The 24341-nt window shown below is 58.4% G+C and carries 23 protein-coding genes and 1 riboswitch; of the genes, 10 read left to right on the top strand and 13 right to left on the bottom strand.

Annotation, left to right across the window (positions count from 1 at the left end):
• Positions 1–144: 144 nt before the first annotated feature.
• Complete coding sequence (locus NOM67_RS11310) at positions 145–864, top strand: 4'-phosphopantetheinyl transferase superfamily protein (protein WP_255937067.1); 720 nt, start codon at positions 145–147, stop codon at positions 862–864.
• On the top strand, positions 864–1712 hold the full coding sequence (locus NOM67_RS11305) for a tetratricopeptide repeat protein (RefSeq protein ID WP_255937066.1): 849 nt from the start codon (positions 864–866) through the stop codon (positions 1710–1712). The genes NOM67_RS11310 and NOM67_RS11305 overlap by 1 nt, the downstream gene beginning before the upstream one ends.
• Before the next feature lie 133 nt (positions 1713–1845).
• Here the strand turns inward: NOM67_RS11305 and NOM67_RS11300 are convergent, their stop codons facing one another.
• Positions 1846–2088 (bottom strand): Lpp/OprI family alanine-zipper lipoprotein, encoded by a 243-nt coding sequence (locus tag NOM67_RS11300; RefSeq protein WP_033115038.1) that lies wholly within the window; start codon positions 2086–2088, stop codon positions 1846–1848.
• A gap of 225 nt (positions 2089–2313) precedes the next feature.
• The gene (gene ribB, locus NOM67_RS11295) at positions 2314–2967 is read right to left on the bottom strand and encodes a 3,4-dihydroxy-2-butanone-4-phosphate synthase (RefSeq protein ID WP_255937065.1); all 654 of its coding nucleotides are present in this window, start codon (positions 2965–2967) and stop codon (positions 2314–2316) included.
• 106 nt (positions 2968–3073) lie between these two features.
• Positions 3074–3229, bottom strand: a riboswitch (FMN riboswitch).
• 229 nt (positions 3230–3458) lie between these two features.
• Here ribB and purU point away from each other — a divergent pair.
• Positions 3459–4295 (top strand): formyltetrahydrofolate deformylase, encoded by an 837-nt coding sequence (gene purU / locus NOM67_RS11290; protein WP_041208675.1) that lies wholly within the window; start codon positions 3459–3461, stop codon positions 4293–4295.
• Positions 4296–4362: 67 nt separating this feature from the next.
• Here the strand turns inward: purU and NOM67_RS11285 are convergent, their stop codons facing one another.
• The gene (locus NOM67_RS11285) at positions 4363–5625 is read right to left on the bottom strand and encodes a DUF945 family protein (protein WP_255937064.1); all 1263 of its coding nucleotides are present in this window, start codon (positions 5623–5625) and stop codon (positions 4363–4365) included.
• Between the two features lie 103 nt (positions 5626–5728).
• A complete protein-coding gene (cls, locus tag NOM67_RS11280; protein ID WP_042031325.1) occupies positions 5729–7210 on the bottom strand; it encodes a cardiolipin synthase in 1482 nt (493 codons plus the stop codon).
• A gap of 95 nt (positions 7211–7305) precedes the next feature.
• On the opposite strand from cls, the gene NOM67_RS11275 reads away from it, so the two are divergent.
• Positions 7306–7848 carry a DUF1439 domain-containing protein gene (locus tag NOM67_RS11275; RefSeq protein ID WP_198037972.1) on the top strand — a complete coding sequence of 181 codons (543 nt, stop codon included), beginning with the start codon at positions 7306–7308 and terminating at the stop codon, positions 7846–7848.
• Positions 7849–7857: 9 nt separating this feature from the next.
• Here NOM67_RS11275 and NOM67_RS11270 read toward each other — a convergent pair whose 3' ends face one another.
• Complete coding sequence (locus NOM67_RS11270; protein WP_042058211.1) at positions 7858–8298, bottom strand: GNAT family N-acetyltransferase; 441 nt, start codon at positions 8296–8298, stop codon at positions 7858–7860.
• Between the two features lie 271 nt (positions 8299–8569).
• Here NOM67_RS11270 and NOM67_RS11265 point away from each other — a divergent pair, with 271 nt between their 5' ends.
• Positions 8570–9334, top strand: coding sequence for a lytic transglycosylase domain-containing protein (locus tag NOM67_RS11265; RefSeq protein ID WP_255937060.1), 765 nt, complete (start codon positions 8570–8572; stop codon positions 9332–9334).
• 80 nt (positions 9335–9414) lie between these two features.
• Here NOM67_RS11265 and aqpZ read toward each other — a convergent pair whose 3' ends face one another.
• The gene (aqpZ, locus tag NOM67_RS11260; protein WP_255937058.1) at positions 9415–10104 is read right to left on the bottom strand and encodes an aquaporin Z; all 690 of its coding nucleotides are present in this window, start codon (positions 10102–10104) and stop codon (positions 9415–9417) included.
• 274 nt (positions 10105–10378) lie between these two features.
• A complete protein-coding gene (locus NOM67_RS11255; RefSeq protein ID WP_255937056.1) occupies positions 10379–10588 on the bottom strand; it encodes a DUF1653 domain-containing protein in 210 nt (69 codons plus the stop codon).
• Positions 10589–10974: 386 nt separating this feature from the next.
• Between NOM67_RS11255 and NOM67_RS11250 the strand changes: the two genes are divergently transcribed.
• Positions 10975–12189 (top strand): pyridoxal phosphate-dependent aminotransferase, encoded by a 1215-nt coding sequence (locus NOM67_RS11250; RefSeq protein WP_255937054.1) that lies wholly within the window; start codon positions 10975–10977, stop codon positions 12187–12189.
• 65 nt (positions 12190–12254) lie between these two features.
• Here the strand turns inward: NOM67_RS11250 and NOM67_RS11245 are convergent, their stop codons facing one another.
• Together NOM67_RS11245 and fabV are read right to left on the bottom strand one after the other, a co-directional pair.
• Complete coding sequence (locus tag NOM67_RS11245) at positions 12255–13730, bottom strand: YfcC family protein (protein ID WP_185226832.1); 1476 nt, start codon at positions 13728–13730, stop codon at positions 12255–12257.
• 163 nt (positions 13731–13893) lie between these two features.
• Positions 13894–15087, bottom strand: a complete 1194-nt coding sequence (fabV, locus tag NOM67_RS11240) for an enoyl-ACP reductase FabV (RefSeq protein ID WP_156853349.1) — start codon at positions 15085–15087, stop codon at positions 13894–13896.
• A gap of 299 nt (positions 15088–15386) precedes the next feature.
• Between fabV and NOM67_RS11235 the strand changes: the two genes are divergently transcribed.
• Both NOM67_RS11235 and NOM67_RS11230 read left to right on the top strand, forming a co-directional pair.
• Positions 15387–16280: a sugar ABC transporter substrate-binding protein gene (locus NOM67_RS11235; RefSeq protein ID WP_225628368.1), complete on the top strand. Its 894-nt coding sequence runs from the start codon at positions 15387–15389 to the stop codon at positions 16278–16280.
• A gap of 8 nt (positions 16281–16288) precedes the next feature.
• Positions 16289–17038, top strand: a complete 750-nt coding sequence (locus tag NOM67_RS11230) for an ABC transporter substrate-binding protein (RefSeq protein ID WP_156853348.1) — start codon at positions 16289–16291, stop codon at positions 17036–17038.
• Positions 17039–17161: 123 nt separating this feature from the next.
• Here the strand turns inward: NOM67_RS11230 and NOM67_RS11225 are convergent, their stop codons facing one another.
• The 4 genes from NOM67_RS11225 to NOM67_RS11210 all read right to left on the bottom strand — a co-directional run bounded on the left by NOM67_RS11225 (position 17162) and on the right by NOM67_RS11210 (position 20325).
• Positions 17162–17749, bottom strand: coding sequence for a histidine phosphatase family protein (locus NOM67_RS11225; RefSeq protein ID WP_255937051.1), 588 nt, complete (start codon positions 17747–17749; stop codon positions 17162–17164).
• A 161-nt stretch (positions 17750–17910) separates the two neighbouring features.
• A complete protein-coding gene (locus NOM67_RS11220) occupies positions 17911–18564 on the bottom strand; it encodes a transcriptional regulator (protein WP_033115023.1) in 654 nt (217 codons plus the stop codon).
• A 65-nt stretch (positions 18565–18629) separates the two neighbouring features.
• Positions 18630–19919, bottom strand: coding sequence for a serine dehydratase subunit alpha family protein (locus NOM67_RS11215; protein ID WP_255937050.1), 1290 nt, complete (start codon positions 19917–19919; stop codon positions 18630–18632).
• A gap of 22 nt (positions 19920–19941) precedes the next feature.
• Complete coding sequence (locus NOM67_RS11210; RefSeq protein WP_203975567.1) at positions 19942–20325, bottom strand: Rid family detoxifying hydrolase; 384 nt, start codon at positions 20323–20325, stop codon at positions 19942–19944.
• Positions 20326–20575: 250 nt separating this feature from the next.
• Here NOM67_RS11210 and NOM67_RS11205 point away from each other — a divergent pair, with 250 nt between their 5' ends.
• Both NOM67_RS11205 and NOM67_RS11200 read left to right on the top strand, forming a co-directional pair.
• Complete coding sequence (locus NOM67_RS11205; protein ID WP_042031340.1) at positions 20576–21871, top strand: amino acid permease; 1296 nt, start codon at positions 20576–20578, stop codon at positions 21869–21871.
• Positions 21872–22063: 192 nt separating this feature from the next.
• Complete coding sequence (locus tag NOM67_RS11200; protein ID WP_255937049.1) at positions 22064–24070, top strand: methyl-accepting chemotaxis protein; 2007 nt, start codon at positions 22064–22066, stop codon at positions 24068–24070.
• Positions 24071–24341: the final 271 nt, after the last annotated feature.

Raw genomic sequence — 24341 nt, 5'->3', positions numbered from 1 at the left:
GGCTCACATTTTTGCAAGGAAATGCACGATTTTTCATAATTAATGTGATCATGGCCAAACAATATACAATCGCAAAAGCGGCCATCCGGCTCAGAGATAAGTGGCATTTATCCCTGCTTCATCACCCTTTTTAAGTGAAAAATTATGATCGCCACCGATCTTTTTTTGTTAAATCCGGCCCTGATTGCTCAGGAGTTGCTCACTACCCTGCCCGAGCTGTTATCGGCCGATGAACACCATATTTGGCATCAAATGAGCCACAACTTGCGCCGTCAGGAGTATCTGGTCAGCCGGGCTTTGCTGCGCCAGCTTCTGGCACAGAGACTGGCCACTTCGCCATCCGCGTTGCAATTTAGCAACGGGGAGCACGGCAAGCCGCAGCTGCAAGATGGACGCTGGCATTTCAATCTCAGCCACAGTGGATCCTGGCTGGTGCTGGCACTTTGTCAGCAAGGGCCGCTCGGGGTAGATATCGAGCTGGGTAAAAGACGGCACTCTCCCCTGCCCCTTGCCAGACGGTTTTATGCACAGAGTGAATATGAGTGGCTCTGCGCCCTGCCGGAGAATGAGCAGGAGAGCGCCTTCTACCGGCTCTGGTCACGCAAGGAGGCCGTACTCAAGGCCCACGGTGGCGGCATCGCAGCCGGGCTTGAGAAAGTACGCTTCATACCTGACGAGGCGTGGCGCCTCGATAACCAGCTCGATGAACTGCACTATCAGGTTCAGGATTGGCCCTTTGCCAGTGGCTGGCTCAGCCTTGCCGCCGCCACGACTACGGTCAATTGCTACCGGCTGGATGAGCGCTTGAATTGCCATCCACTCACCCCCATGTTGTTCCAAACCCTTTCGGAAGAGTCCAACTGATGATCGTCGACATTACTCCCCAGAATTTTCACGCAGAACTGATCGATGCCTCCATGAAGAAGCCGGTCGTCATCTATTTCCATGCGCCGCAGATGCCGGAGTGCCAGGGAATGACGCCGTTGATCGAATCGCTGGTTGGGCCTGCCAACGAACAGGTCACGCTGGCCAAAGTGGACATGAACAATCCGCAGCTGCAACCGCTGGCCAGCCAGCTCGGCCTGCGCGCCTTGCCAGCACTGGTGCTGTTCCATCAGGGACGCCCGGATGAACAGGGGATCATTGAGGGGCCGCAGGATGAAGCGACCCTGCGCCAGTTCTTCGCAGCCTTCGCACCAAAAGAGGAAGAGGAGCTGTTTGCCAAGGGGCAACAGGCACTGGCCGATGGCCAGCCCGGCGAAGCTTATGCCCATTTGGGCAAAGCTCATCAGATCGCTCCGGAGCGCCACGACATCAGCCTCTGGCTCATTCAGGCCGCGCTCGACCTCAACCTGCTTGATGAAGCACAGGAGCGGCTCGGCAATATTCCGATGATGGCACAGGATAGCCATTTCCATGCCCTGACCTCACGGCTGGCATTGGCTCTGCAAGCGGCGGACAGCCCTGAGCTGCGTGCGCTGGAGGCTCGCCATGCCGAAAATCCGGATGACTTTGCGCTGGCGCAGGAGCTGGCGGTGCAATACAACCAGGCAGGGCGTCAGGAAGAGGCGCTGGGACTGCTGCTTGCCATCCTCAAGCGGGATCTTGCTTTTGGCGATGCCAGAAAGACATATCTCGACATTCTGGCAACCATGGGCAGCACACCGGTGGCACAAAATTACCGTCGCAAGCTCTATAGCCTGCTCTATTGATCGAGTCTTGAAGGGATGAAGAAGGGGCGTGCCGGGAGACCGGCATGACCTCTGAGGTCAAAAGGGAAAGCGGGGATGGGGAATTTCAAGCAAAAAAAAATGGCGCATAACTGCGCCATTTTTTTCGCATGGCTTACTTCTTGTACTTAGTAGCCATGTTGTCGATGCGCTGGTTAGCACGCATAGCTTCTTGCTTGGCTTCAGCAACATCAGCAGCGATCTTGGACTGATCAGCACGAACAGCGCTAACATCTTGAGCCAGCTGGTCAACTTTGTTAGACAGATTCTGAACGGAAGTTTCCAGTTCGCTAGTGTTTGCGCAACCACCCAGCAGAGCGGACAGACCAACAACACCTACCAACAACAATTTTTTCATTTTTAAAGCTCCCTTGAACTCGCCAGACGTTTAGCAAGCGGCGTGATTATGGCACAAAAAAATCATACTTTGCATAGTCCCCAGCACAGATAAATGCATTAAAACCCTCATTTTTTTTTGAATGAACAGTTTTTGTTCAGATTCGGCTAAAAAATGAGTGCCGCGTGATGAGGACACGGACAAAGACTAACCAAAATTTTCGCTTATTACAATTTCGTATGAGCCTCAGGCTGTTCGTTCTGACAGCAATTGGCGATATTGCACCAAATCTTCGATGGTGATCACGGGCATCCGGTGCTGACGACCGAAAGAAACCAGGTCTGGCAAGCGGGCCATCGAGCCATCTTCCCTGGTCAATTCGCACAACACCCCGAACGGTTTCAGTCCGGCAAGCTGCATCAGGTCGACCGTCGCTTCGGTGTGACCACGGCGCACCAGCACGCCCCCGGTACGGGCACGCAACGGGAATACATGGCCAGGCCGGTTGAGATCACCCGGTTTGGCCCCATCGGCAATGGCAGCACGAATGGTAGTGATGCGATCAGCCGCCGAGACACCGGTAGTGACCCCCTGCGCCGCTTCGATTGTGACGGTAAACGCGGTCTGATAGTGGCTTGAGTTGGCCTCCACCATCATCGGCAGTTCGAGCTGACGCACCCGCTCATCGGTCAGGCAGAGACAGACGATGCCGGAGCACTCGCGGATCATCAGCGCCATCTGTTCATTGGTTATGGATTCGGCGGCAAAAATGAGGTCGCCCTCGTTCTCCCGATCTTCATCATCGGCCACCAGCACCCCCTGGCCTGACCGCAAGGCAGTCAGAGCCGCTTCGACACGGGCAATTGGATCACCGAATTCACTGAGTAGAGACTGATTCATGGTAAAGCTCCCAAACAAGAAAAGGACCAGAATCAGGGCATGGAAAGGCAGACAGGAATGGCCATGCAGCAGCCAGCCCCCAAGGAGGCGGAGAGTGCAATGTCTGTCTTATCCTCTTTCATCCGGACTATGACCGTCGGCTCCGGCATCTCACCGGATCTGCTGACCCCGCCCCGGCAGACCGGGGTCGGGCGCTCGCGGGCTCCCCGAGTCAGATCGGGATACCGCCGGTGGGGAATTTCACCCCGCCCTGAGAATAAGCGCTGACAGCCTAAAGAAAAGCGCCGGCAGATACCAGCCAAAAACCGGCTCAAGCTGAAAAACCTTTGCCAGTCGGATTCGATGTTCTCCCCTTCTCCCATCGCACTCCTCTTGTGGCTGTAGCACTCACCGAATTTCTTTCTGGCCACAATTTGTTTGTGGCATAGTGCCCAAAAACGCGCAGCCTGCGCAGAGACAGGCGCCAACACCACAAACGGAAAATGACAGAGATGGAAAAGAAAATACTGCTAACGGATTGCCCGGACGCCAAGGGCCTCATCGCCAAGATCACCAACATCTGCTACAAGCATCAGCTCAACATCATCAAGAACGATGAGTTCGTGGATCACGAGAATGGCCGCTTCTTCATGCGTACCGAGCTGGAGGGACGTTTCAATGACGAGACCCTACTGGCCGATCTCGATGATGCCCTGCCCGCTGGCGCCCAGCGCCGTCTGGTAAAGGCAGGCAAAAAGCGCATCGTCATTCTGGTGACCAAGGAGACCCACTGCCTAGGCGACATCCTGATGAAGAACTACGCCGGCGCGCTGGATATGGACATAGTCGCGGTGATCGGCAACTACGACACTCTCGCCGAGCTGACTGGCAAGTTCGATATTCCGTTCCACACCGTCAGCCACGATGAGCTGAGCCGCACCGAACACGAAGAGCAGGTACGCGCCATCATCGACGGTTATGCGCCGGACTACGTGATCCTGGCCAAGTACATGCGGGTGCTGACCCCCAGCTTCGTCGAGGCTTATCCGCGCAAGATCATCAACATCCACCACTCCTTCCTGCCCGCCTTCATCGGCGCCCGCCCCTATCGCCAGGCATTCGATCGCGGGGTCAAACTGATCGGCGCCACCGCCCACTTCGTCACCGACGATCTGGATGAGGGCCCCATCGTCGAGCAGGACGTGATCCACGTTGATCACACCTTCAGCGCTGATGACATGGCCAAGGCGGGTCGCGATGTAGAGAAGTCGGTACTGAGCCGGGCGCTGGAGCTGGTACTGAACGAACGGGTGTTCGTCTATGGCAACAAGACGGTGGTGTTCAAGTAACAACACCCGATAATCCGGAAACAACAAAGGCTCCCGCGGGAGCCTTTGTTGTTAGTGTGAAAACCAGTCAGAGTGGCAGATCGTTGACCGTCATCACTCCTTTGTCCAGCTTCAGCTCGGCATTGAGCTTTTGCTGATCGGCCTTCAGATAACCCATGGCAGCCAACTGCTCCAGCATGGGGGCAAGCTGCGGCACCACCTTGCCCAGCTTGTCGCTGAGTGAGGCGTGGAGCTGGCCGCTCAGCGCCTGCATTCCCTCTTCGCCGTTGAAGAGCTTGTCCAGCGAGGTAGAGGCAAGTTTTACCTCTCCCTTCATGGCTGCCACTTCGCCATTGAACCTGGCGCTCAGATCCGCCAGCTCCAGAGTCGCACCGCGCGCCAGCATCTTGTCCAGCGCTTGCTGGATCGCAGTATCCTCCACCCCTTTGCCACCGGCAGCCTGCAACCCCTGATACCCTTCCAGATCCAGTCCGTTGAGGTGCAGCTCCAGATTACTGTCGGTCACCGCCAGCGAGTCTGTCTCGTTCTCCAGATTGAGCTTGGCCAGCTTCATCCGGTAGCTGCTGGAGAGGGTCTGGGCGTTGTCACCCTTGAGCTGGGTCTCGGTAGTCATGCCCTGCAGGGACACCTTGACGCCGTCAGGTAGTTGCATGGTCAGAGCAGAAAGGCTCATCTCGCTTTGCGGAGAGAGCCAGACCCCGCTGATCTCGGCCAGATCGGCGCTACCCTTCATCTCGGCCAGCACCAGATCCATCTTGCTCTGCTCTTCGTGCACCGTCATGCCCTGCCAGGTCATGGCGACATGGCCGCTCCCCTCCAGATCACCGTGGAAATCACCGGTGAGCGGCAGGAAGTGGAACTCGTCCAGCCCCTGTTTCACCTTGAACTCGTCAGCCCAGAAACGGCTGCTGTTGCCCCGGGTCCAGAGGCTGCTGACCGACTCCAGGCCAAACTGCCACTGCTCCATGCCGAGCGCAGTGAAGACCGGCGCCAGCGAGCCCTGTTTGGTGTCGAGCAGGAAGTGGCTCTTGATATAGAGCGGCATGATGCGGCTCTTCACGGCAAACTCCAGCTCAAGGGGTTGCCCCCCTTCCAGCTCGCTGTCGAGCGCCGCCAGCTCCTGGGGATTGACCACCAGCTTCAGGACCCCATCACGGGTAAAGAGGTTGCTGCTGTCGGGTTGCCACTGCAGATCCAGACCGCTCTCGTTTTTGACCTTGGCGATCTGCTCCGCCATGATGCGGTCGAAGCTGTTGCCCGTGTACCAGCATGCAGCCAGACCACCACCTACCAGTGCCGCACCCACGGCCAGGGCCACTATTTTTTTCATATATCCATGTCTCTCCAGGAGTTGTCGCTGCACTCTACGGGGCAAGCTCGGCACTAGGCAAGTCCGATCAGAGGCTCCGTCTGTAATCTTCTGTAACCGGCCATTACAACAAGGGACTGAAAAGGTAGAAGATATTCTCCATCACCCTCTTGTACCAAGGGCGAGCCTGCCAGCTGGCAAGCGTCATTGGCGTGGCTTCCGCCATGTAACCCTGCACCAGCTGGGTCATCTGGGCAACAAAGTGTGGGTTGTCCACCAGCAGGGTTACCTCGAAGTTGAGCCAGAGGCTGCGCCTGTCCAGATTGACTGTCCCCACCAGGGCAAAATCGTCGTCCACCAGCACGCTCTTGGTGTGGAGCAGACCGGCATCGTAGCGATAGATCTCCACCCCGGCCGCCAGCAGCTCCTCCATAAAGGCGTTGCAGGCATAGTTGGCCATGATGGAGTCATTGCGAGCCGGCAGCACCAGCTGCACCTGTACTCCGCGCGCGGCCGCCGAGCTGAGAGCGGCTGCCAGCGGATCATCCGGCACGAAATAGGGCGTGGTCAGCACCAGATGACTGCGTGCCTGATAGATGGCAAGCAGCAGGCTTTGCTGGATGCAGTCACCACCGACGAACGGGCCGGACGGAATAAGCTGGGCGCGATAGTTGGTCTGTGGCCACACTTCCGGCTCGTGCTGCAGGCTGTCGAGCAACCGCTCGCCGGTCTCCACTTCCCAGTCCCAGACAAAGATGGACCACATCAGCGGCACTATAGGCCCCTGCACCCGGATCATGATATCGACCCACTGGCCGACCCCGGCATCCTGCTTGAAGAAACGGGGATCCACCATGTTCATCGAGCCGGTGTAACCGACCCGGTCATCGATCACCACCAGTTTGCGGTGCATTCGCAGATCCTGGCGCTGGAAGGGGATGCGCCAGGCACCGACCGGTAGTACCTCCACCAGCTTGACCCCCGCCTTGCGCAGCTTTTTCGGCCAGCCCGAGCGGAAGAAGTGCTTGCTCCCCACCGAATCCAGCAGCAAGCGACAATCCACGCCGCGCTGGGCCACCTCCATCAGCGCTTCGCACACATCGTCAGCATCGCCGCCGGGGTGCCAGATATAGAACTCCATATAGCAGGAGAGGGTCGATTTGCGGATGTCCTGGGCAATCTCGCGCAATATTTGATCGGGTCTGCTGAGCAGGGTCATCCGGTTGCCGGAGAGCATCGGCATGGCGAGCCGCCCCTGGATGAGGTCATGCAGCGGCTGGGCCTTCTCCCCCACTTCGCAGCAGTGCTGGGGGAAGAGACGAGCCAGCTGGCGGATCCAGATGGCATAAGGGCGATACATGGCTTGCGCCCGCTCACCACGGCGCCGCCCCAGCTTGATCTCGCCAAACAGGACATAGAAACCGACCCCAGCAAAGGGAATGGCATAGATGAGGGCCAGCCATGCCAGCGATACGCCGATGGGGCGCCGCTTCATCACCACCCGAATTGAAACACCGGTGACGATGACGGTGTGAAACAGCAGCAGTAACCAGCCGAGAAAACGGGAAAACAGCAGGTGGAGATCGTATTCGAGACCGTCGAGCAACGGGAACTCCTTCTAATCGACAAGGGGCGGTGGGCAGATCCCACACGGCAGGAATGGTATGCTGTAGGGCAAATCCATTCTATCAGGTCGCACGCATGATTCTGCAATCTATGCTGCTCAGCTTGGCCATGCTAGGCCAAGGCTCATATGACATCAATGAGCAACAGATAAACCAGTACCTGCAATCCCAGGTTCAAGTCGATAAACAGCTGGAGCTGCCCGGTATCATCAAGGCCCATGTGAAGCTTGAGCAGAGCGATGTACAACTCGGCCGCCAGCGTCCGGATACCGCCCGGTTCTATGGCAAGGGCAAGCTCAAGATAGCCCTGCCCGACAACACCGAATATGATGCTCGCCTGCAGATGACCTATGAAGCGAGACCCCGTTACGACAAGAGCCAGAGTGCCCTGTTTCTCGACAACATGAAACTGGTGGAGTACAAGCTGGAGCCGGAGGCGGCGGAGAAGAAGTTTGGTCTGATGCTCGGCATGCTGCTGCAAAGCATGGAAAAAAGGCTGGAGAGCCAGCCCGTCTACAAGCTCAATGACAAGGATCCGCAGCAGGCATGGCTCAAAGATAATCTGCTGGGGCTGGAGCTGTCACCGGGCAAGATCCATCTGCTTACCAAAGAACGCTGACCCCCACGTTCAATTCGGGAGGGGCTGGGTGGTCTCCCGCACCAGCAGCTCCACCTGATATCCCTGTTGCTGTTGCCGCTCAAAAAGAGAGAAGAGAGAGCCTCGCAATCTGTGCAGTGGCAGATCGGCAAAACCAGCTTTGATGTAGAAGGGTTTCTCGAATGGCAGGGCCTGACACACCACCGGCTTGTCGTCGAGTCCGTCGCAGGCATGCTGCAGCAGGCGTGATCCCAGCCCGAGTGACTGATAGTGGGGCAGCAGACGAAAGCCACACAGATGGTAGAAATCCTCTTCGTCCCGCACCCTGACCGCTCCGACCAGCCAGTGAGCATCGCGCACGACAAAGATCCGCTCGGCCAGATCCGGCACGTAGTGGGAGAAAGTCGTTTCGTAATAGTCCCTGATCAGAGAGAGGTCGGCGTCACAGTACTCTTCAAAGGTGAGTTCCATCGCCAGCGAGCTTGCCACAGACAAATCCTTTTGCAATCAATGAGTAGTGCCATGTGGTTGCTGCTAATCCGACCAGATGACGAGAGCAAGATAGCACGCCTTTCATTAACAAAAAAGTCGATATCCACCAGAGGCCAGCGAGAGCAGAAGCAGCTCTGTTGCACATCGTGATCCCGCTCACCTACCGGCAACGCTCACCCTGTTTTCCCGCTTGTTCTGCCCCCCTCATGATGCTTTACTCAACACACGCATAGAGGAAGGAGTTTGCGGTTTGAAAGCATGGAAGCTGGCAGGCCATCTGTTGTTGATCCCCCTGGCTGGATGGTGCGAAGCGCCGCCTCCTGCCGAGGTGGTTTTTCTGTCGGCAGCCCCCGTTCCGCCTCTGCGCCTGCCGCTTGCAGCCCCCGAACCACAGGCACAGGCACAGGCACAGGCACAGGCACAGGCACAGGCACAGGCACAACAGGGGAACAAACAGATCCATGTTTACAAGTCGATGCAGAAGAACGGCGTGATCCGCTACTCGGACATGGTGCCGGAGCAAGGCAACTACGAGTTGCTGCTCTTTAACGACTGCTTCGCCTGCGACCCGAAATCGGATGTCAACTGGCACACTACCGGGCTTTTTCTCTATGACTACGCCAGCACTATCAAGGCGGCGGCAGACACCTATCACGTAGAACCGGCCCTCATTCGGGCACTCATCCACGCCGAATCGGCCTTCAATCCGATGGCGATCTCTCGCAAAGGAGCTATGGGTCTTACCCAGCTGATGCCGGAAACGGCGCGGGAGCTGGGGGTTGGCAATGCCCTGCTGGCAGAGCAGAACATCTTCGGCGGGGTAAAATACCTGGCGGGATTGCTCAAGCAGTATGACGGCAACATAGCGCTGGCTACCGCAGCCTATAACGCGGGTGCTGGTGCCGTGCAAAAACATGGCGGCATCCCCCCCTACGCCGAAACTCGCGCCTATGTGGAGCGTGTCCAGCTGCTGCATCAGCGATATAAAGAGATGTTGCAGGCCAAGGGGCTATAGGCCCTCAGGTTTTTCCCACCGCCAGAAAACAAAAAACACGCCCTTGGGCGTGTCGATACCACACTTTGTTTCGCGAACGATTACTTCTGCTCAGCCGCCACCAGGCGATAAGCCAGCGCACCCAGAATGGCACCGACAATCGGGGCAACCCAGAACAGCCACAGCTGGCCGATAGCCCAGTCACCGACAAACAACGCAACACCGGTACTGCGGGCAGGGTTGACCGAGGTATTGGTCACCGGAATGCTCACCAGATGGATCAGGGTCAGGCACAGGCCGATGGCAACCGGAGCAAGCGCAGCTGGCGCACGGCTGTCGGTAGCGCCCATGATGACGAACAGGAAGAAGCCGGTCATCACAGCTTCGCACACCAGTGCTGCTATCATGCTGTAGCCGCCCGGAGAGTGCTCACCGTAGCCATTGGAGGCAAAGCCGGCGGAGAGATCAAAACCGGCCTGACCACTGGCAATCACATAGAGTACGGCAGCGGCGGCAATTGCCCCCAGCACCTGCGCCACGATGTAAGAGAGCACGCCGGAAGCCGGAAAACGACCGCCAGCCCACAGACCGATGGTGACTGCCGGGTTGAGATGGCAACCGGAGATATGGCCGATGGCATACGCCATGGTCAGCACGGTCAGGCCGAATGCCAGCGATACGCCCAAGAGGCCGATCCCCACATGAGGGAAGGCTGCAGCCAGCACGGCACTGCCACAACCTCCCAATACCAGCCAAAAGGTTCCCAAAAACTCTGCTGCTACAGGTTTCACACTATGTCTCCCGATAAGATGAGATAAAAAGGCCCACAAAGGGGCCATGCGTTAACACGCGCAGCATTATGGGAGGAGCAATGGCCGATGCGAACCCGGTTACCAGCCGTCACAAAACGTGATTCATGTCACAATCAGTTGATTAATAGAGATATTTATCAGTAGCAAGCCACACAGAGGCTGTTGCCAACAAGGAGCCTCATGCGACAACTTGTGACTCCAAAGACCTGTTCTGTCTATTTGTTGATCAACAATTCAGGGCCACACCAGCGGATCACTTGATCGGCGAAAATCGGCTGACCACCTGACCCTGATGTTCAATCCACTCCATGAACATGGCGATGGGGCGGGCATAGACGGTGCCATCCTGCTCCGACTGATAGATCACCAGCTGCTCGCCTGTCTCGGTATGGCTGGCCAGGGTCAGCACCTGATAGTAGCCCCCCTTGAAGTGACGATAGCGACCGGGTGTGGGTGCATGCATGGGATACCTCTGCAGATGGAACAGGACGGGAAAGGAGAAATATCGCTGGCCAGTGCCAGTTGTATCAGCTTTTTCTCGTCGGAAATGACGATGAAGAGGCTTTTTTACACAAGCCAATCGTGCCAGAGAGCGTGAAGATTTCAACACAGTAGAGTAGCTTTGTTAATCACTCCCCCATCTTTCACTGGTGAACCTTGCCAAGCACAAACGATCGTGCTGAATTTAACCTTTTAATAACTCTGTTTTGGGGCTAAAAATCAGGAATTTCTACTAAAAAGAAGATTGTTCTAGCATTCAATTCTGTGAAGAATAGGGGAAAAGATATTTGATACTAAAAACCGCCTTTTTCGCCAACGCGTCCCTGTGGGGAAGGAATCACTGTCACCATGTTCACAATCGACAAGTCGCACAAGCTCGACGATGTCTGCTATGACATCCGCGGCCCGGTGCATAAAGAAGCTCGCCGTCTCGAAGACGAAGGCCACCGCATTCTCAAGCTCAACATCGGCAACCCGGCCCCGTTCGGCTTTGATGCGCCGGAAGAGATCATCAAGGATGTGATCCTCAACATGCCCCAGAGCCAGGGCTACTGCGACTCCAAGGGGCTCTTCTCCGCCCGCAAGGCGGTGATGCAGTACTACCAGCAAAAAGGGATGCGCAAGGTCGACATCGACGACATCTACATCGGCAACGGCGCCAGCGAGCTGATCGTGATGGCGATGCAGGCGCTGCTCAACAACGGCGACGAGATGCTGGTGCCCTCCCCCGACTATCCGCTCTGGACCGCCGCCGTCACTCTCTCCGGTGGCCATGCGGTGCACTATCGCTGCGACGAAGTGGCTGACTGGTACCCGGATCTCGACGACATCCGCGCCCGCATTACCCCGCGCACCCGCGGCCTGGTGCTGATCAACCCCAACAACCCAACCGGCGCCGTTTACGGCAGCGAGTTCCTGCTGGAGGTGATCGAGATCGCCCGCCAGCACAACCTCATCATCTTCGCCGACGAGATCTACGACAAGATCCTCTACGACGATATCTCCCACACCAGCGTCTGCACCCTGTGTGACGATGTGATGGTGGTGACCTTCAACGGCCTCTCCAAGGCCTACCGCGCCTGCGGCTTCCGTCAAGGCTGGATGGTCATCACCGGCCCCAAAGGCCGTGCTCGCGGTTACATTGAAGGGCTGGAGATGCTGGCCTCCATGCGGCTGTGTGCCAACGTGCCGATGCAGCACGCTATCCAGACAGCCCTTGGCGGCTACCAGAGCATCAACGAGCTGATCCTGCCAGGCGGCCGCCTGCGCAAGCAGCGGGACAAGGCATGGGAGCTCTTGAACGAGATCCCGGGGGTCTCCTGCGTCAAACCCAAGGGGGCGCTCTACATGTTCCCGCGCCTCGACCCCAAGGTGTATGACATTCGCGACGACCAGAAGATGGTGTTCGACCTGCTGCAGCAAGAAAAATTGCTGCTGGTGCAAGGCACCGGCTTCAACTGGCCGGCGCCGGATCACTTCCGGCTGGTGTTCCTGCCCCGCGAAGAGGAGCTGGAGGATGCCATCGGCCGCCTTGCCCGCTTCCTCAAGGGCTACAAGCAGTAAGCAAGGCTCATGAAAAAGGCTCCCGCGGGAGCCTTTTTGTTATCTGTCGTTTTCTATCCGCACCTTCAGCCGTGCAGCAGGGCACCGGCCACCAGCACCGCCATGGTGATGAGAGCCACCCCGATGATGAAGGGCAGTACCCAACGCACGAAGCGATCGTAGGGGATCTTGGCGAGCGCCAGCCCCGCCACCAGATGGGCGGCGGTGGGGGCAAACAGGTTGATCCAGCCGGAGGCGGACTGATAGGCCGTGATCACCAGATCCCGCGAGATGCCGGAGAAGTCAGCCAGCGGCCCCATCAGCGGCATGGAGACGGTCGCCAGCCCCGAGGTGGACGGGATGAAGAAGCTCAGGATGATGTGCACCAGATAGGCCATCAGGATGAACACCGACGAGGAGAGTCCGCTCACCAGCCCCTCGGCCCAGTGCAAGATGGTGTCGATGATGACGCCATGCTCCATCACCACATAGATGCCACGCGCCACCGCCACAACCAGCGCCACTCCGATGAGGTCTCGCGCCCCGTTGAGGAAGGTCGCCACATAGTTGGACTCCGGCATCCGGTTGATCAGCGCAATCAGAATGGAAGCGCTGAAGAACAGGGTGGAGAGCTCGTCAAACCACCAGCCAAAGGTGGGCAGCACATCGATCCCCAAATCCGACCAGGGCACCACCGCATAGATCATCAGCAGGAAGGTGCCGAAGAACACCAGCATGGTGAGCTTCTGCTTGCCGGTGAAGGCGAGGTTGCCGCTCTTCATCTGGGAGAACTCGTCGTCATAGACGATATCGGCCAGCACAGAGCGGGACTTGTCCTGCTGCACCTGCTTGGCGTAACGCATCACGAACCAGGAGGCGAAGATCACCAGCAGCAGCCACTGGATGACCCGCAGGCCAATCCCCTCACCGATGGGAATGCCGGCAAAACCGGAGGCGATGCCGGTAGCAAACGGGTTGACGGTGGAGGCGAGCACACCGACCCCGGAGCCAAGCAGGATAATCCCCGCCGCCACCATGCGATCAAAGCCCGCCGCCATCATCACCGGCACGATCAGTGCCCAGAAGGCAACCGTCTCCTCCGCCATGCCAAAGGTGGATCCGCCGAGGGCAAAGAGAGCGATCAGCACCGGGATCAGCAGCCGCTCGCGCCCGGCAAAGCCGCGCACGATGGCTCCCACCCCGGCATCCAGTGCCCCGCTCTGCATGGTCACCGCGAGAAAACCACCGATGATGAGCACGAACAGCGCCACATCAGCGGCTTTGTGGAAGCCCTGAATGGGGGCCTTGAGCACATCGAATACCCCCTGCGGATGAGAGGGCAACTCGGTGTAGCTGCCGGGCACCGGCAACAGTCGCTCATCACCGCTGTAGTCAGCCACGGCCGCGGCCGCCACCGGCTGCTGGGTCTTGGCCGTCACATAGTTGTATTTGCCCGCCGGCAGCACCCAGGTGAGGGCCGCCATCAGGGCGATGATGATGAAAAGCAGGGTATAGACAGTGGGGAGTTGGCGCTTTTTGGGCGCTTCATTTGGAGTGGTCATAGCTTCCGTACCTCGGCAATGCCGTCATGTGATCCGATCACCGCCAGACTAGCGGGTTTGATATGGGAAAAAGGTGATCGCTGATAATAAAATTCCGTAACTTAGCGGTATTTTTGCCAAAAAAACAGGGCCCCGCGGGGCCCCGTTTTCACTTGAGTCAGACTCAGAGCTCGACCACGTCGAATTTCACGTCCGGATTCACATCCGCATCGTAATCGACCTCGTCCAGACCGAAACCGAACAAGCGCAGGAACTCCTGCTTGTAGCCGGTGTAATCGGTCAGGTCGGAGAGGTTCTCGCTGGTGATGGATGGCCACAGATCGCGGCAGGTCTGCTGCACGTCTTCGCGCAGTTCCCAGTCATCCATACGGATGCGGGCCTGATCGTCCAGCGCCATGTCGGAAGCGTAGAGACGGGTGCGCATCATGCGATCCACCTGCTCCATGCACCCCTCGTGAATACCCTTTTCCTTCATGATCTTGAAGGCCATGGAGATGTAGAGCGGCATCACCGGAATGGCGGAAGAGGCCTGGGTCACCACGGATTTCAGCACGGCCACGTGAGCGGTGCCGCCCTTGGCAGCCAGATCGCCTCGGATGGCGGCAGCGGCGCGGTCCAGATCTTCCTTGGCGCGACCCAGGGTGCCATGCCAATAGATTGGCCAGGTCAGATCGGTACCGATGTAGGAGTAGGCCACGGACTTGGCGCCGTCAGCCAGCACGCCAGCATCGCGCAGGGCGGCCATCCACAGCTCCCAATCCTGACCACCCATGACGGTGATGGTGTTCTGGATCTCTTCCTCATTCGCCGGCTCAACGGTGGCGGTGATGATCTGATCCTTGTTGGTATCGATGGCGGTAGTGGTGTAGACCTCGCCGATCGGTTTGAGGGCAGAGCGCACCACTTCGCCGGTTTCCGGCATCTTGCGCACCGGAGAGGCCAGAGAGTAGACCACCAGATCAATCTGACCCAGATCCTGCTTGATGAGCTCGATCACCTTGGCGCGGCACTCGTTGGAGAAGGCATCGCCATTGACGCTCTTGGCGTAGAGGCCTGCCTCTTTGGCAGCCTTGTCGAAGGCAGCGGAGTTATACCAGCCGGCGGTACCGGTCTTGGACTCGGTGCCCGCTTTTTCAAAGAAGACGCCGAGGGTGGCGGCGCCGGAGCCAAAGGCGGCAGCAATGCGGGAGGCCAGACCATAACCGGTGGAAGCGCCGATCACCAGCACCTTCTTGGGACCATTCTCGATGGAGCCCTTGGCTTTGGTGTAAGCAATCTGGCGACGAACATTGGCTTCACAGCCAACCGGGTGAGTGGTGGTGCAGATAAAGCCGCGAACCTTGGGTTTGATAATCATATGGGGTCTCGGATCCGTTTAATGGATGAAATCGGGGCATAAGATACCTCATCTTGCCGCGATAAGGTGCTCTGATGTGTTGAACGGCGACAAAAATCCACAAGCCCACGACAGAAATGAAAGAGAAATAGCCTCCCAGAGCTTTGGTTGCCCCACGGCACATTCGGGCACTTGCCGGAAGCCGCTTGCCCGCCCATGGCTGGCATATACTTGGACAACATCGTGGCGCTGGATGATTGGCCCAACAGGGCGGAGGTAACATGACCAGATGTTGGCAAAGATGCTTGTTGTGGGCGGCTGTGGCACTGTTTGCAGCCAGTGAGGTATCAGCCAAACCGACTGTCGGCATGGTACTGAAATCGGTCCGCAACGAGTTTTTCATCGAGATGGCGAAAGGGGCAGAGACCTATGCTGCGGCCCACCCGGACGCCCTGACACTACAGCTAGAAGGCATCCAGCAGGAGGTGGATGTCACAGGTCAGGAGGCGATCATCCGCAAAATGATCGGCCAGAAAGTGGATGCCCTGGTGGTGGTACCGACCGATTCGGTCGCCATGCTGCCCGTTCTGATGGAAGCGATCCGCGCCGGCATTCTGGTTATCAACATGGACAACAAGCTCGATGACAGGGCGCTGGTGCTGGAAGGGGTCAATGTCCCCTTCGTCGGCCCCAGCAACTTTGCCGGTGCGCGCAGTGTCGGCGAATATGTCGCCAAAAAGCTCCCTGCGGGCAGTAAAGTCGGGCTGATCGAGGGCCCCCCCGGTGCCATCAACAGCCGGGCTCGCAGTGACGGATTCCGGGCCGCCCTGCGCGCAGCAGACATGGTTGTCGCCGGCGTGCGCAGCGGCTATTGGGACACAGCTCAGGGCAAGAGCGCCACTATCGATCTCCTCAAGGCAACCCCGGACGTCAAGGCGCTGCTCTGCGGTAACGACAATATGGCTATCGGTGCCGCCCAAGCCTTGGCTGAGCTGGGGCTCAAAGGCAAGGTGCTGATCGGTGGCTATGACAATATTCCGGGGATCCACCCCTATCTCAGCGATGGATCTGTGGTGGCAACCGCAGACCAGTATCCGGGCAAGCAGGCACAATATGCGCTCGACCTCGCCCTGAAAGCGCTGGCGCAGAAAATAACACAAGCCGATCTGCCCGGCATAGTGCAAACCCCTGTGGAGCTGGTCACACATCCTTAGGAGGCTAGATGAAGGGGTGGTGGGTATTGCTGCTATTGTGGTGCCAACTTGCATCGGCCGGGCCAGTGCTAAACATCTATGCCGATGCCTACCCCCCTTTCATTCAGGTTACCGGAGAACAGCTGAGCGGCCCTTATGTCGATGTCTTTGCCCGCTTGGCCAAGCAGCAAGGGATAGAAATTAATTTGCAAGCCAAGCCCATGCGGCGCCTGCTCAAGATAGTGGCCACCGAGCCAAACAGCTGCGGGCTTGGCGTGCACTTTTCGGCGGAAAATGCCGAAACCCTGCGCTACGTTGCGCGCATCGCCCCCATCACCCTCGCAGTCTACGCCCGGCAAGAAACTATTCCGCCCCTGAGCAACATAGAGGCGCTGCGCAACTACCGGATTGGTGCCATCGATGTGGCAGAGCTGAGGGAGCTGCTTGATAACGCAGCGATCCGCTACGAGCTGCTGCCCAAGGCCAGTCTTGGGATCGCCATGCTGCAAGCCGGGCGCTTCGACCTGTTGATTAGCGACGAGCTTCCCGAGCTGATCACCGCCCCCAGACATAAAAACAGGCTCCAGCGAGTGATGATCCTTGCCCGGGTGGAAAGGTGGCTAGCCTGCCATCCGCAACTCCCGCCCGACACAGTGAAACGCCTGCGCGCATCGCTCTCCCTTGGAGTCTTTGGCGATGCCATGGCCGATATCTGGCAAGGGTATGGTTTGAGCTCGGTATATGAAGGAGTCAGACGGGAGTGGATTGTTATTCCCTGACCACATCCCTATTCAACCTTCTCTCGCGGCCAACTTCAGCAATGTCAGCACAGGTCTTCTCTCCTTCTTTCACCCTCCCCACCTTTCACCTCGAGCTATCAATGGTGCCTCCGCTTGAGGCAGTCAGCAGGCTATCCGGGTGATCTTGCCCGCTTGCAGCTTGTAGAAGGCATCCTGCGGCAACTCCTGAGCCCAGATCGCCGCCTCATTGAGGTCGGCATAGACGCCACGCAGCATGGCGCCGAGCAGACCGTGGGAAATGACGATGGCACGCTCGGCGACCTTCGGGTCCAGCAGCCACTGCTGGGCGCGGCGCTGAATACTGAGGACGCTCTCGGCCCCCGGCGCCTGCAGATACCAATCGCCCCTGCCGGTATCGAGTTCAGGGTGAGACTGGCAGAGCTCGGGGATCTGGCACCCTTCCCACTCCCCCATGCCGAGCTCCATCAGCCGCTCATCCCAGATGATGCGATCGGCGGGCAAACCCAACTGCTCGCACACCAGCAGGGCGGTCTGACGGGCGCGCCCGAGCGGGCTGGCGTAGACGGTCCAGCGGGCGGGATCCGCCAACTCGTCGGCAAGCCGCAATCCCATGGCAATAGCTTGCGCTTCACCCTTCTCGGTCAGATCGGAGTTACAGCGTCCCTGCAGGCGCTGTTCGGCATTGAAAAGGGTCTGGCCATGGCGCAGCAGATAGATGATTCGTGACATGTGATTTCCAGCTGATTCAACGAGATGGGAACAAGGCGACAACCAGAGTGGTGCGGTAACAGCTTTCATTGCCCATGCAGGGTAACGCACAGCCAGCGTTACGGCCTGTGACTCTGGCAGTTGTCGCTTGTGCAGAATTTGGGGAGGCAGGTGTCATGCACCTATCCCTTCTTGATCTCCCGCAGGTAGCGGTAGATGGAGTGAACCGAGATGCCGAGCTGGCGCGCTGCGATCTGGGCACTGTCTTTAAGCTCGAAGATCCCCATGTCGTGCAACTGGTTAACGATAACCCGGGTCTTCTGGGAAGGGGGTACGGCTTCGTTACCGCGCACCTCGGCGCTGACAGTATCTATGGTGCTGTTGAGCGCTTCGTCGATGTTGCGGGCAAACACCTCGGGGGTAGCGTGGTTCTCGCTGGCATGCATGCACTCGGGCATCATGGCACGCAACACGGATTGCAGCGGGGCATCCATATCGGTGTTGATGCAGAGCAGTCCGATTGCCTTGTGCTCCCCGTTGCGAATGACGGTGGTGAGCGAACGCAGGGTCTTGCCGGTGGCACACTTGGTCATGTAGGGGTTGGAGATATCCTGCCCGCTCTTGAGCTTGATCATCGCCAGGTTGGTGATGGGGGCGCCGACGCTGCGGCCGGTGATATGACCGTTGGCAATCTTGATGATCGAGGGGTTGCGCACATCCAGACTGTGGAGCAGCACCTCGGTGTGCTGACCATACATGGCGGCGATGCCATCCACGATGATCTCCATCGATTTGAGGATCTGGAAATCGTTCTGACTCAACTCTTGCAGCTTCACATTCGGACCTTCTTGCAAGGGCTGCTGCCGGGCGATGGACGCCGGGCAGCAGCCGACAGGGACACTCAGGCGGACATGATATCAATAATGGTGCTGTCTGTGGCAGACATGCCGTCCTTCACCATCTGACCCACGTTGCGAATGGTCTGATCCACGTTGTCGGAAACAATCCCCTGCCCCGACACCGAGTGGCTGTTAAGCGCCATCAGGAAACCACGTACTGCCGCACCGGAGGAGGTACTCACCTTCATGGCGCAAGAGGCTTTGGCTCCGTCACACACCATGCCGGCACTGTCGCTCAGCACGTTCTGGATGGCGAAGCAGGATTGCTCGAAGCTGCCGCCAGCGAGATAGACCATGGCCATGGCAGCTGCCGCGCTGGTCACGGTATTGCCGCAGAAGGCTGACAGCGGCGGATAGTGGGACTTGATATAGATGGCGCCCAGATGGCTCATGATGAGGGCGCGAGCCAGCTGCTCTTCACTGGCATCATAGCGCTCGGCAATCACCATCACCGGGATGGTGGCCGCGATGCCCTGGTTGCCGCTGCCAAAGTTGCTCATCGCCGGCAGGGTCGCCCCTCCCATGCGGGCATCGGAGGCTGCCGCCGTCATCATCACGATGCGGTTCATCACATCCTCGCCGATAAGGCCGGCATCGATGTTCTGCTGCATGGTACGACCGATCTCGAGACCATAGGGGTTGTTCATCCCCTCGGCGGAGAGCTTGCCGTTGAGTTCGGAGGCCTTGAGGATGAACCGGATCTGCTCGAACTCCACCTGGGTGGCGAACTCATAGATGGCGGCGATGCTGATATCCACGCCATCGCAGATGGCGCCGGTGGCACCGCTCTGGTTCTGATCGGCGGTGAAGGTCACCTCGCCATCGCGACGCTGCTCGACGATGCGGGTATGGCCACCGCACAGGGTCACTTCGGCGCTGTGCTCTTCACCGTTTTCATCAGAGCCATAAACAGTCACGCGGCAGAAGATAAACTCGGGGGCAGCGGTGCGGCTGACCAGCACGCCACCGGCATCGATCAGGGCCTGGGCACGGGCCACCTGATCTGCGGTGATGGCGGCCAGCACCTCCAGTCCGCCATCGGCATTGCCACCGAGGGCGCCGGCGGCGGCTGCGATCGCCAGACCAATCTTGCCGGTACCCGGCACATAGACACCCATCGAGTTCTTGTAGAGATTATCCGACACCGCCACCTCGATACGACGCGGTGCGCAGCCCAGTTGCCGGGCGGCAACTGCGGCGGCATAAGCGGCGGCGATAGGCTCGGTACAGCCCAGCGCCGGTTTGACAACCTGTTGAATAATCTGCAGATACTGCTGCCACGCTTGTTTCATTGATTGAACCTTTCTCTATCCGTTACCGAGCGATATGGGCGATCGCTTCCACTTCAACCTTGACGCCCATCGGCAGATCCTTCACCGCGAAGCAGCTGCGCGCCGGACAATCTTTCTGGAAATAGGCTTTGTAAACCTCGTTAAACGCGGCAAAATCGCTGATCTCGGCGAGATAGCAGGTAGTCTTGAGGACTGTCGCCAGCGAGCCGCCGCCCGCCTCCAGCACCGCTTTCAGGTTTTCGAGTGCCTGACGACTCTGTGCCTCAATACCGCCGGCAACCACGCCGCCCTGCTGTTTGCACACCGGCAGCTGGCCGGAGGTAAAGATGAGGTCGCCATAGGCAGTGCCATGGCTGTAAGGTCCGATGGCGTCGGGAGCCGAGGCCGCAGTGATGATTTTTTTCATATTACCCACTCCGTAATTGCAATTATTTTTGCATTTATAGCTCTGCTTTCGCTCAACATTATTTGCTTTTTAGTTTATCCATTCAACAAAAAGATAGAAAAATGGCGTAAAAAGGCATCTTTAGGTCTCATAGTAAACCGTGATCACCCTCCTGATTTGAATAAAAGAGAGCGCGGACGCATTGTTTGCAACGCATTTATTCAACTATATTTGCGCCCGCTCTTACCCTTACAACAACAAGAAGGTTCTAATGGACGCGCATAGCACCACACTCAACGGCCCCATGATGGGCACCCTGGAATGGAAAGAGGCGGTTCGCTTCGACAGCACCGACTGGGGCTGGATCATCATGAGCATCGGCATGGCCATCGGCGCGGGGATCGTCTTCCTGCCGGTACAGGTGGGGCTGATGGGCTTGTGGGTCTTTCTGCTCTCGGCAGTAATAGGCTATCCGGCCATGTATATGTTCCAGCGCCTCTTTATCAATACCCTGGCCACCTCACCCGAATGCAAGGATTACCCCAGCGTCATCACCGGCTACCTTGGCAAGAACTGGGGTGTGCTGCTCGGCGCCCTCTACTTCGTGATGCTGGTGATCTGGGTCTTTGTCTACTCCACCGCCATCACCAACGACAGCGCCTCCTTCCTGCAGAGCTTCGGCGTCACCGACGGCCTGCTCTCGGAAAATCCCCTCTACGGTCTGGTACTGATTTGCGGTCTGGTGGCGCTGGCCTCGCGCGGCGAAAACCTGCTGTTCAAGATCTCCACCTTTATGGTGCTGACCAAGATCAGCGTGGTGGCCGTGCTCGGCCTGATGATGGTGGACAAATGGGATGCGGCCAACATCACCGCCATGCCCGCCGCCGGTGACTGGATGAAGGATGCCATCATCATGCTCCCCTTCACCCTCACCTCCATCCTCTTTATCCAGAGCCTGAGCCCAATGGTGATCTCCTACCGCTCGCGGGAGAAGTCGCTGGAAGTGGCCCGCTTCAAGGCGATGCGCGCCATGAATATCGCCTTCGGCATCCTGTTTGTGGTGGTGTTCTTCTACGCGGTCTCCTTCACCCTGGCCATGGGTCACGATCAGGCGGTCAAAGCCTCCGAGGAGAACATCTCTGCACTGGCGATGGTGGCGCAGGGGATGCCCGGCCAGACCCTCAAACTCCTGAGCCTGACCCTCAACATCTTTGCGGTAATGACCGCCTACTTCGGCGTGTACCTCGGTTTCCGTGAAGCCTGTCAGGGGCTGGCAATGAACCTGCTGCGCCGGGTGCTGCCGGAAAACCGCATCAACAAGGGATTGGTGGGCAAAGGGATCATGGTGTTCACCGTCATGCTCTCCTGGGGTGCCATCGTGCTCAACGCCCCGGTGCTGAGCTTCACCTCCATCTGCAGCCCCATCTTCGGTATGGTGGGTTGCCTCATCCCGGCCTATCTGGTCTATCAGGTGCCGGCGCTGCACAAGTACAAGGGCACTTCCCTCTACATCATCATCGTCACCGGCCTGCTGCTCTGCGTCTCGCCCTTCCTGGCGTTCAACTGAGTAGCCAGATAACCAGATAGCCAACAGACGGGTCACCTTCGGGTGGCCCGTTTTCATTGCTATTGCGCTGGCAACAGAACAAAAAGCCAAGGGGATCACAACTTCCCCCTCTCCCTGACCGAAGTACAGCGGCGAGGAGTAATATTCAGCCATAACCGCATGCACCCGTCTTTTCGGGTATCGAGGCCTCATATGAAATGGATTTTCAACCCGGCTATCAGGCTGGGCAACCAGCTCTCTTTCAAATACAAATTTCTGCTCTGGTCCTGTCTGATGCTGCTGCCGCTGGCCTACAGCATGGCCAATCTGCTGGGACGGCTGCAGGATGACAACGAACAGGCCCGCAAGGAGCTGGCCGGCGTCATCAATCTGGCCCCGGTGCCCGCCATCGAGCAGGCGCTACTGACCCACCGCAATCTGGTCACCCAGCACGCCTACGAGCAAAAACCGGTGGGAGAGGATAAGGTCAAAGCCGCCGCTCAAGCGGTGGAGGATAGCCTGCGCGCCTTTGCCGATACCCGTCAGGAAAATCCCGCTTTCGACGCCCTCAAACAGGGGTGGGCTGCCCTGCAGAGCGAAGGGGGCAAGCTGGAAGTTGATCAGAGCAATCTGCGCCACGACAAACTACTGACCGAAGTGCGCCACCTCTACAAGAACATCACCGCCGCCAGCAGCCTGATCCAGGATCCGGCGCTCGGCACCTATTACATGGTGATCCTCACCAGCGAACGGCTGCCGCAACTGCGCGACCTGCTGGCTCAGGTGCGGGATCGCGCCGCCACTATTGCCGACTTCGGCCTGTTTCAGGCGGAAGGCTACAGCGGCCTTCGCTTTCGCCTCGACCTCATCAACGCCACCCTGCAGGAGCTGGAAGCCGATCTGACCCTGCTCTACCAGATTGAACCCGCCTATCGCGCCGAGCTGGGTCAGCAGACCGATGCCCTGCTGCAACAGGTGCGTCAGGGGGTCGATACCATGGAAAACAAGATGATGAAGGATCAGCTGGTACAGCTCTCAACCAAGGAGGTGCTGGCGCTGGGAGATGGGCTCGACAACACCATCACCAAGCTGGCAGGCCAGGTGCGCCAGCGGCTGGAAGCCGACCTGCATCAGCGCATGGCAGCCAACCAGCGCCACTTCTGGTGGGTCACGGCACCGCTGACCGCCATCCTGTTGCTCTATATCTACCTGATGATCGGCGCCTATCTCTCCCTGCGCGACACCGTTGGCCGGGTACGGGAGATCGCCGCCCGGGTCAACGCCCAAGATCTCAGCCAGCACATCGAGATTGTCGGCCAGGATGAGCTGGCCGCCATCAGTCGGGATTACAACGTCACCCTGGAGACCCTGCGCACTCTGATGCGGCGGGTACGGGAAAACGGCGTCACCGTGGTGGAGAGCGCCACCGAGATTGAAGATCGCACCTGCCGCTCTCAGGAGGTGATCGCCGCCCAGCAAGGGGAGACCCATCAGGTGGCCACCGCCATCAAGGAGCTGGCTGCCACGTCACAAGACATGGCGGGCAACGCCTTGCAAGCTGCCCGCATGACTCAGGAAGCCCAGCAGGTGGTGGGTCAGGGCGAGGCCGTGGTCGATCGCACTATCAAGGCGATCGACCATATCAACCGCGAAGTACTGCGCACCGCCGAGAGCATTGGCCAGCTGGAGCAGCAGTGCAGCCAGATTGGCGGCGTCATCAGCGTGATCCGAGGTATCGCCGAGCAGACCAACCTGCTGGCACTCAACGCCGCCATCGAGGCGGCCCGAGCGGGTGAACAGGGACGCGGCTTCGCCGTGGTGGCCGATGAAGTGCGCTCGCTGGCCAGTCGCACCCAGGGGGCCACTGTCGAGATCCAGCAGATGATTGAACAGCTGCAATCCGGCGCCCGCGCCTCGGTCAATGCCATGTCTGCCGCCAGCCGCGAAGCGCAGGAGGGGGTCGGTCTCGCCCAGGAAGCCCAACACGCTTTCGGCGCCATCACCGAGAAGGTGGATCGGATGGTCGATACCAATGCCATCATCGCCAGCGCCATAGAGCAGCAGGGCGCAGTGGTCAACGAGATCGAGCGCAATGTGGTGCGCATCTCCGATGGCAGTGACGAGGCGCTGCAGGTCGCCAACGAGGCGCGCGATGCCGCTCGCCAGATCCACCAGCTTACCGAGCAGCTGCGCAGCATGGTACAGAGCTTCATCCTCTAAACCAGCCCTTTCGAGTCAGCCATCAGTTAAAACCAGCCCCGTCGGGCTGGTTTTTTAATGCTCTGCATCTCCCCAGTTAAACCCGAATAATGTGACGAAAAAACCGCCGCCTATGTTGCTTGCGAGAGTGCAGCCAGAGTAAGCTCGGATGCAATAAAAAGAGTCGAACGATACCCATTTCCTGCACAAGTACAAGATACCGGCAAGAAAGTGGAAAAGCAGTTCAACCCGCGGAAGGTCACATCACGACAAACCCGTTCAGGCGAGGTAT

The sequence above is a fragment of the Aeromonas sp. SG16 genome, assembly GCF_024436135.1.
Classification (GTDB): domain Bacteria; phylum Pseudomonadota; class Gammaproteobacteria; order Enterobacterales; family Aeromonadaceae; genus Aeromonas; species Aeromonas jandaei.
The sequence above is the reverse complement of the archived record's forward strand: the minus strand, read 5'-3'. Positions and strand labels throughout refer to the sequence as shown.